This is a genomic window from Crystallibacter degradans, assembly GCF_012952295.1.
GTDB lineage: Bacteria > Actinomycetota > Actinomycetes > Actinomycetales > Micrococcaceae > Crystallibacter > Crystallibacter degradans.
This window is the reverse complement of record NZ_JABBCH010000038.1, coordinates 1-6,949: the sequence shown is the minus strand read 5'-3', so window position 1 is coordinate 6,949 and position 6,949 is coordinate 1. Positions and strand designations below refer to the sequence as shown.

General features: G+C 65.4%; 8 protein-coding genes. 4 read left to right on the top strand and 4 right to left on the bottom strand.

Annotated elements, in window-relative coordinates:
- The first annotated feature begins 185 nt into the window (after positions 1-185).
- From HGO92_RS22755 to HGO92_RS22740, 4 genes are all read left to right on the top strand, one after another.
- Positions 186-1,265 carry a tyrosine-type recombinase/integrase gene (locus tag HGO92_RS22755; RefSeq protein ID WP_169998927.1) on the top strand — a complete coding sequence of 360 codons (1,080 nt, stop codon included), beginning with the start codon at positions 186-188 and terminating at the stop codon, positions 1,263-1,265.
- 4 nt (positions 1,266-1,269) lie between these two features.
- Complete coding sequence (locus HGO92_RS22750) at positions 1,270-1,590, top strand: helix-turn-helix domain-containing protein (protein ID WP_169998925.1); 321 nt, start codon at positions 1,270-1,272, stop codon at positions 1,588-1,590.
- 371 nt (positions 1,591-1,961) lie between these two features.
- Positions 1,962-3,308, top strand: a complete 1,347-nt coding sequence (locus HGO92_RS22745) for a site-specific integrase (protein WP_169998923.1) — start codon at positions 1,962-1,964, stop codon at positions 3,306-3,308.
- Between the two features lie 419 nt (positions 3,309-3,727).
- Positions 3,728-4,864, top strand: a complete 1,137-nt coding sequence (locus HGO92_RS22740; protein WP_169998921.1) for a carboxylate-amine ligase — start codon at positions 3,728-3,730, stop codon at positions 4,862-4,864.
- A 153-nt stretch (positions 4,865-5,017) separates the two neighbouring features.
- Here the strand turns inward: HGO92_RS22740 and HGO92_RS23530 are convergent, their stop codons facing one another.
- The 4 genes from HGO92_RS23530 to HGO92_RS22725 form a co-directional block, all read right to left on the bottom strand.
- On the bottom strand, positions 5,018-5,248 hold the full coding sequence (locus HGO92_RS23530; protein ID WP_205834991.1) for a GDCCVxC domain-containing (seleno)protein: 231 nt from the start codon (positions 5,246-5,248) through the stop codon (positions 5,018-5,020).
- Positions 5,249-5,379: 131 nt separating this feature from the next.
- Positions 5,380-5,883, bottom strand: coding sequence for a MarR family winged helix-turn-helix transcriptional regulator (locus HGO92_RS22735; protein WP_240974908.1), 504 nt, complete (start codon positions 5,881-5,883; stop codon positions 5,380-5,382).
- A gap of 184 nt (positions 5,884-6,067) precedes the next feature.
- Positions 6,068-6,355: a ParB family protein gene (locus HGO92_RS22730; RefSeq protein WP_169998919.1), complete on the bottom strand. Its 288-nt coding sequence runs from the start codon at positions 6,353-6,355 to the stop codon at positions 6,068-6,070.
- A 276-nt stretch (positions 6,356-6,631) separates the two neighbouring features.
- On the bottom strand, positions 6,632-6,856 hold the full coding sequence (locus tag HGO92_RS22725; protein ID WP_169998917.1) for a hypothetical protein: 225 nt from the start codon (positions 6,854-6,856) through the stop codon (positions 6,632-6,634).
- Positions 6,857-6,949: the final 93 nt, after the last annotated feature.

The following is a 6,949-nucleotide window of genomic DNA, read 5'->3' as shown; positions in this document are numbered from 1 at the left end:
GTGGACGGTCGCTATCTCGAATCCCGTCAGTTCGTATTGAGAGCGCTGACTCCTTATTCCGCGCGGACATTGGGCGATCTGGCTGGTTTTTCCTCCGGAACGATTCTCGACATATTTTCATGATTCGTGAAGCTTGCATGATATTCATGACAAGTGCAAAGTATTGATGAACCCGGAGGTGAGTGATGGTGCTCGCCACCGTCCGATCCATCGGATTCAGTCAGGCACTGCGCTCTCCCCAGGAGGAGGAAGACTTTGAACAGGAGCTTGTCGATCAGTTTGCGCTGGCCCAGATCGGCGCCGGCGTTACTGACCGATTCGTCGGGAACGAGAGATCGGTGATCTTCGATTTCGCCCGTTTCCTGGGACGGCCGCTTTGGACGGCTTCGCCCTCCGATGCAGACCGGTTTCTGACCCACCTGCGGCAGGAACGCAAGCAGGCGCGATCCACCCGGGAAGGCAAGGCGGGGACGCTTGCCCGGTTCTTCGATTTTTTGATCGTCCGATACCAGGGCGACATCCATGCCTTGACCGGGTATGTGCTGACGCAGCCGATCGACGAGTTCAACCGGCCCTCCAGTTCCTATTCGCCGGCCTCACGGGTCCCGCCCAGTGATCCCGAGGTCGAGGCCCTCTTCACGCAGTGGCGGGACTCCTTGCCCGCGGCACGTAAGTACCTGCCCGCTGCCCGTGACTACCTCGCAGCTTCTCTCTGGCGCCGGGCGGGGCTGCGGATCAACGAAACCGTGATGCTCGACATCAGGGACTGGCGCCCGGACCTCGGAGAGCACGGCAAGCTGCACGTCCGTTTCGGAAAAGGCAGCCGCAGCCGCGGCCCGAAGCCCCGGCTCGTTCCGGCGATCAATTCCGTCGATACGCTGCTGGACTGGTGGTTTACCGATGTCCGCCACCAATTCGGCGATGACTACCTGGATCCGGATGCTCCGCTTCTGCCCAGTGAGCGGCGCGACCGTCATACGGGAGGATGCGCCCGCGCCGGTGACGACGCGCTGCGTGCCGGGTTGGCCGGAGCAGTGGAACGGTGGCTGCCCGCATGGCGGGGACGGTTGAGCCCTCATGGACTGCGCCACTATTGTGCGTCGTCGCTCTATGCCCGGGGTCTGGACCTGAAAGCGGTCCAGGAACTGCTGGGGCACGAGTGGCTCTCGACCACGACCCGGTATATCCACGTCCATGCCGACCACGTTGACCATGCCTGGGCGGTCGCCAATGAACGGGTAGCCGCCCGGCTGATGGGAGAATGAATCGATGCGTTGGAATCTACGGATGGTCGCCGCGGAGCGGGGCATCTGGAAGTCGACCGAACTGCGTCGCCGGCTTGCCGATGCCGGCCTGGAGATCAGCGCGGGCAAGATGTCAGGGCTCTGGGCCGGGACACCGACCACGGTCCGCCTCGAAGACCTCGACGTCATCTGCTCGGTCCTCGACTGCTCGCCCACGGAGTTGCTGATCTGCGAGCCGGAGAAGGTCGAGGCGGCACGTCCGAAGAAGGCCCAGGCTTCATCGGCCGGATCGGCGCCGGCGGTAGTGCATCGGCTCGGGCGCAACCGGTCCAAGCCTCCGGCGTGAGGGGATCCAATCCTCCGCAGGACTGCACTGTCTGCGGTGTGCGGCCGGTCGCGTGGAGTTCTCCGCGCCGGACCAAGTTCTGCCATGGCTGCATGCCAGGCGGCCCGTTCGTGCCGCCGCCCTGCCGGCGCTGCGGGCGCACCGACGGCTATTATTCCGCCGGACTGTGCGACCGGTGCCACCGCAGCGCACCTCATCCCGTGGCGGCGTGCAGGGAGTGCCATGCCTGGGGCGTTGGCAGGATCACCCAGTGGCTCTGCCATACCTGCCGGCCTTGGCGGAAGAAGTACCCGCAGGGGAACTGCCGTTCCTGTTCCGCGGCGGCCGCGGTCAATGACGATCAGGCATGCCGGCTCTGCTGGAGCCAGTTCATGGCCAGCGGGGGCAGGAAGAGCGGGACCGGTCTGCTCGAGGCCAATAAGTACGGGCAGCAACTGTTCCTGGCCAACCTGCGCCATGCCAGTGTGGGCCAGCCCCTCGGCACCCGCAGAACACGCCACAAGCCTCCCGCCGCCGCCCGGATCCCGGCCTTTACACCGGTCTCCCACCGCCAACTCGTGCTGTTCTCCGCAATCCGTGATCTCGCCAACGGACGCAAGCACGGTTTCCCCGTCCCTGGCGATCCGGGAATGGCGGCCTTCCTGAACCAGGTCCTCGTCGAGCATGCCGGCAACCATGGGTGGGGCCTGACGGCTGTCAAAAGGGTACGGCGCGGCCTGACCATCGCCCTCGGCCTGCAGGACACCCCCGGTGCGCCTCTCCGGGCAACCGAGCTCATCGGCCTGCAGCGGGTCGGCAGCACCTCGCTGCGGCTGCTGGAGGTGTGCGCGGCCGCCGGCCTGCTCGAAGACGACCGGATACCTGCCGTAGACAAATGGTTCACAGCCGCCGTCTCCGAACTGCCGGAACAAATGCGGCTTGAACTTAGCCGCTGGTACGCCGTCATGGCCAATGGCAGCAGCACACCTCCCCGCAGCAAACCCCGCTCCGAGCAGACCACCCGGCTGCATCTGCGCTGGTCCCTGCCCGCGCTGCGTGCCTGGGCCGCATCCGGACACACATCCCTGCGGGAAATCACTCCGGAAGATGTCAGGGATGTTCTTCCCGGCTCCGGGAATCCGCGCGCCACCATGGGCCAAGGACTCCGGTCCCTGTTCCGGGTCCTCAAAAGCCACCGCGTCATCTTCTTCAACCCGATCGGCTCGATACCGACGGGAACCTATGAAAGGCGCCAGCCGCTGCCCCTTTCCTCAGCCGTACTGCGCGCCGCGCTCACCTCACCGGATCCGGCACGGGCAGCGCTGACCGCCATTGTGGCGTTCCACGGACTGCGATCGGGCCAGCTGCGCAACCTGCAGCTGACCGACGTCCACGACGGACGCCTCCACCTCGATGACCGCACCATCCCGCTCGCGCAGCCGGTCCGCGACCGGCTCTCCGCCTGGCTCGCCCACAGGCAGAAACGCTGGCCCGCGACCAGCAACCCGCACATGTTCGTCAGCAGACGCACCGCCCAGGACACCGCTCCCGTCGGATCCGAGTGGATCACGATATCCATGGGCATGACAGTCCGGAAGGCCAGGGAAGACCGGATCCTCCACGAACTCCATGCCAGCGGAGGCGACATCCGCCGGCTCTGCGACATGTTCGGCCTCAGCATCAAAGCAGCAGCCCGCTACGCCGCAGTCCTGCCCCACCGGGACCTCAACAACGCGTAGCGCCCCGGGGAGCAGCACCCGGAACGTGGTCGGGAAAGTCTTCTTCGCCGATCCCGCCCGGCTGATAGAAAGCATGGGGAAAGCGAAAATCGATTCGATCAATTCCTCCGAAGAACGTTCCCGCAGTTCCCTGGTCCCCTCGGAGAAGCCGTCATCGTCTGCAGGCCCTGTTAATCCAGTCGAAGTCATAGCCCGGCCGCGGTGTGGATGGCCGCACGACGAAGTGTTCCCCGTCGACAGATATTTCGAGCAACCACAGCGCCGGCATAACCGGCTATGTCAATGCCGCCCGGATTTTCGCCCATGCTGCGCCAGATGCACCTGTAAGAAGCAAGCTGGCAGAGCAAACGTGCCGAACACAGCACGTAGCCGGCAAAAGGGTATGGCCAGGATCCCGTGGGACTTAAGCTGATTCTTGGATGCGTACGTTCGGTGTCGAGGAGGAGCTGCTGCTCGTGGATCCGGGCAGTGGCGCCGCCATGCCCGTAGCCGGGCGCCTGATGGACCTGCACGCCCGCGGCGGCACGACCGCAAACGCCAGCGGATCCGGCGGGTCCGGCGGGTCCGGACCCGGCGCGCTAAGGGCGCCGCTGGTGCACGAGTTCATGCATGAGCAGATCGAAACGCACACGGGCGTGCATACCGGGCTTGAAGGGCTGGCCGGAGATATCAATGCCGGGCGGGCGTGGGCGGATTCCCTGGCACGGGAATCCGGCGCGAGGGCTGCTGCTCTCGGCACCGCTCCCCTGCCGGCGGAACTGCATACCGTGGCACTGCCGCGGTATGAGGCGATCCGGGAGCGGATGGCATTCACCGCTGTCCAGCAGCTGACCTGCGCCTGCCACATTCACGTCGGCATCGCGTCCCCGAACGAGGGCGCGGCCGTGCTGGACCGCGTCAGGGTCTGGTTGCCGGTCCTGGCGGCGTTGAGTACCAACTCTCCGTTCTGGGACGGCGCCGATACCGGTTACTCAAGCTTCCGCACCCAGCTCTGGGGCCGCTGGCCGGCCACCGGCCCCATCGAGATCCTCGGTTCCGCCGGCGCTTACCGGCGGCTCGTGGACGCACTCCTGGCAACCGGCGTGCTGCTCGATGAAGGCATGGTCTACTTCGATGCGCGGCTGTCCCGGCATTATCCGACGGTGGAGATCCGCGTCGCGGACGTCTGCCTGCGGGCCGGGGATGCGGTGCTGATCGCCTCGCTGGCCCGGGCGCTGGTCGACACGGCAGCCAGGCAGTGGCGCGAAGGCGTTCCTCCCCCGGCGGTGCCCGCTCCCCTGCTGCGGCTCGCGTCCTGGCAGGCCAGCAGGTACGGCATCGAGGCCGAACTGCTCCACCCCCTGACCGCTGTCCCCTGCCCGGCACGGGAGGTCATCGCCGTGTTCATGGCGCATGTACAGGCCGCCCTCGCCGAGAACGGCGACGAAACCCGCACGGCCGGGCTCCTGCACAACCTGCTCGCCCGCGGCACCGGAGCCAGCCAGCAACGGACTGCCTTCCGCCGCACCGGCTCCTTCACCGACGTCGTCGCCGAATCATTCCACTCCCCCGGCTGATTCAGGGAAGAGACCTACCCGGCCGACACGGTTTGACCAGCGTGCACGTCCGGTGCGGCCCGTCCCAGAGCAAGCGCAGCGGCGGGTCGCCAGCCGCCAGCAATGCATCCAACCCGGTCAGGGCACCGCCGGCGGAAAAGAATCGGCAGCGAGTCAGCAGCAGGATCCGTATTCTGACCGCTGGTCCCTGACCGGGCCTTGCTTGGAGGGACAGGAAACGGTGCCGTAAGAACAGAAAACGCAGCAATCGCCCTCAACGGGCCGCACCCGTTCGCTGCAGGCCGGGCATGTCCAGAAGAACAGGCATGCATCGGCGGGCATCTGCAGGCTGGTTTCCTGCCGACATGCCGGACAGGCCAGGGTGGAGACCAGCTCGATAGTCATGTCTATATTCTCGTCAGTCGGCCTGTAGGATCAGCGTTCGATTCCGCGTTCCGGCCATGCTCCCTGATCGGCCGGTGCCAAGGGATGCACGGAATCTCCGTGGATGTCTTGCGACCAGGATGCGTTGTGCCTCAACCGGGTGGTCCAGGCGCCTCAGCCAACTCCGGCCCGACGGTGTTGGCTGCCTTCCGTGTGGTCCAGGGCATTGTCTCGCCCCAGCGGGCGGAGCCAAGCATGCGGATGATATCCGCCATCCGGTCGCGCAGTTCCTCCACGCCGGGATCGGCGCCGTTTGTCAGGTCGCGCTCAAGCTCCCGCGACTGATCAAGCGCCGTCTTGCCAAGGCCGGTGACAGCCACCTGTTGGGAGCGCCGGTCAGCCGGGTTCGTTACGCGGGTAACATGCCCATGCGCCTCCAACCTGGACAAAGTCTTCCCCATCGTCGACGCCTGCACCCGGATTTTGGCGGCAAGCCGGGCCTGAGCCATGGGCCCGTCGGCATCGAGGACTTGCAGCGCCGTGACGCCCGCGTGGGTTAGTCCCAAGGCAGCGAGCTTTTCATCCCAGGCATGCTCAACCAGCCGGGCGGCAGTCGAGAGCAACCGTGGCGTCGGCCAGTTGTTCAGATCCTGCATCATCCAAGTATAGTCAGCATGCTTACACAAGCTGGCAGTCAGCACCCATTGGGTGGTCACCATCGCCCGCTGGTATCGCTGTCGGCTTCCTCCGGTCCCGGGCCGAGCCAGCGGACGTCTACGTCCTGCCCGCCCGGGTGTTTCGCGCCGTAATGGCCCCATCAAAGGTACCCAACGATGTCCGTCACGGCAGCAGGTCTGAAGGATCCGCATCGGGCGGGATCACCGGCCGCTGTTCTTCCCGTGTCCGCTGTCCCGGCCGCAGGGTTCCCGGAGGGGCCGGTTCCCACACCCTGGACTGGTTGTACCTGCGCGCCAGGCGACGCACTTCGCGCAGCGTCGCGGCCTCGATCAATTCCGAAATGGAAGCGTAGCCCTCCTGGCGTCCGGCAGCCAGAAACGCCGCCCGGACCCGGCCCGCGTCATCCTCAGTAAAGTACGGGGTGAAGGACGCCGGCTTGCTTTTACTCATGTAAGCTCCTTCTGGTTCCGGGGACTGTCGATATGGTTCCCCCAAACTTATTTATATCCGGCCCGGGACCTGGAAGGCCCTGGCCCCCGCACGCGTCCCCCACGACGTCCGCGCAGCCAGGGCCTTCACCTTTGGGACGGCAGCGACTACGCGGAGTGTCGGGAAAACAATCCCCGGGTGACGGCGCTCCCCTGTCTTATTTACACGGACCACAGAGCATGAGCCCAGCCAAATCATTTTCGTGCCCCGTTGGTACTTACCCTTTTTCGAAGAGGTTCAGTCAACATTCCCGAAGATACTTGGGGTTTGTGGTCCGGTGGTGTGCCCGTTCATGGTCAGCGTCCCAGGCGGCAGCGCCAGTCCTTTAAATACAGGCTCTTCCGCCGGCGCGTGCCGGTCCTCCGGCGCGGTCGGGGCGCCATGGCCTTCAGGGTTCGCGATTTTCCCGAACCAGGCATCGTCGTCCGCGTATTCGCGCGGACTGATCGTAAACCCATCCACCGGATGGGAGGTTCCATTTACCGCATGTTCCGGACTTGGGTTCCCACCGGAAGACCCTTCACTTTTCGTGAACCCACGGGGGATGGGCCCGAA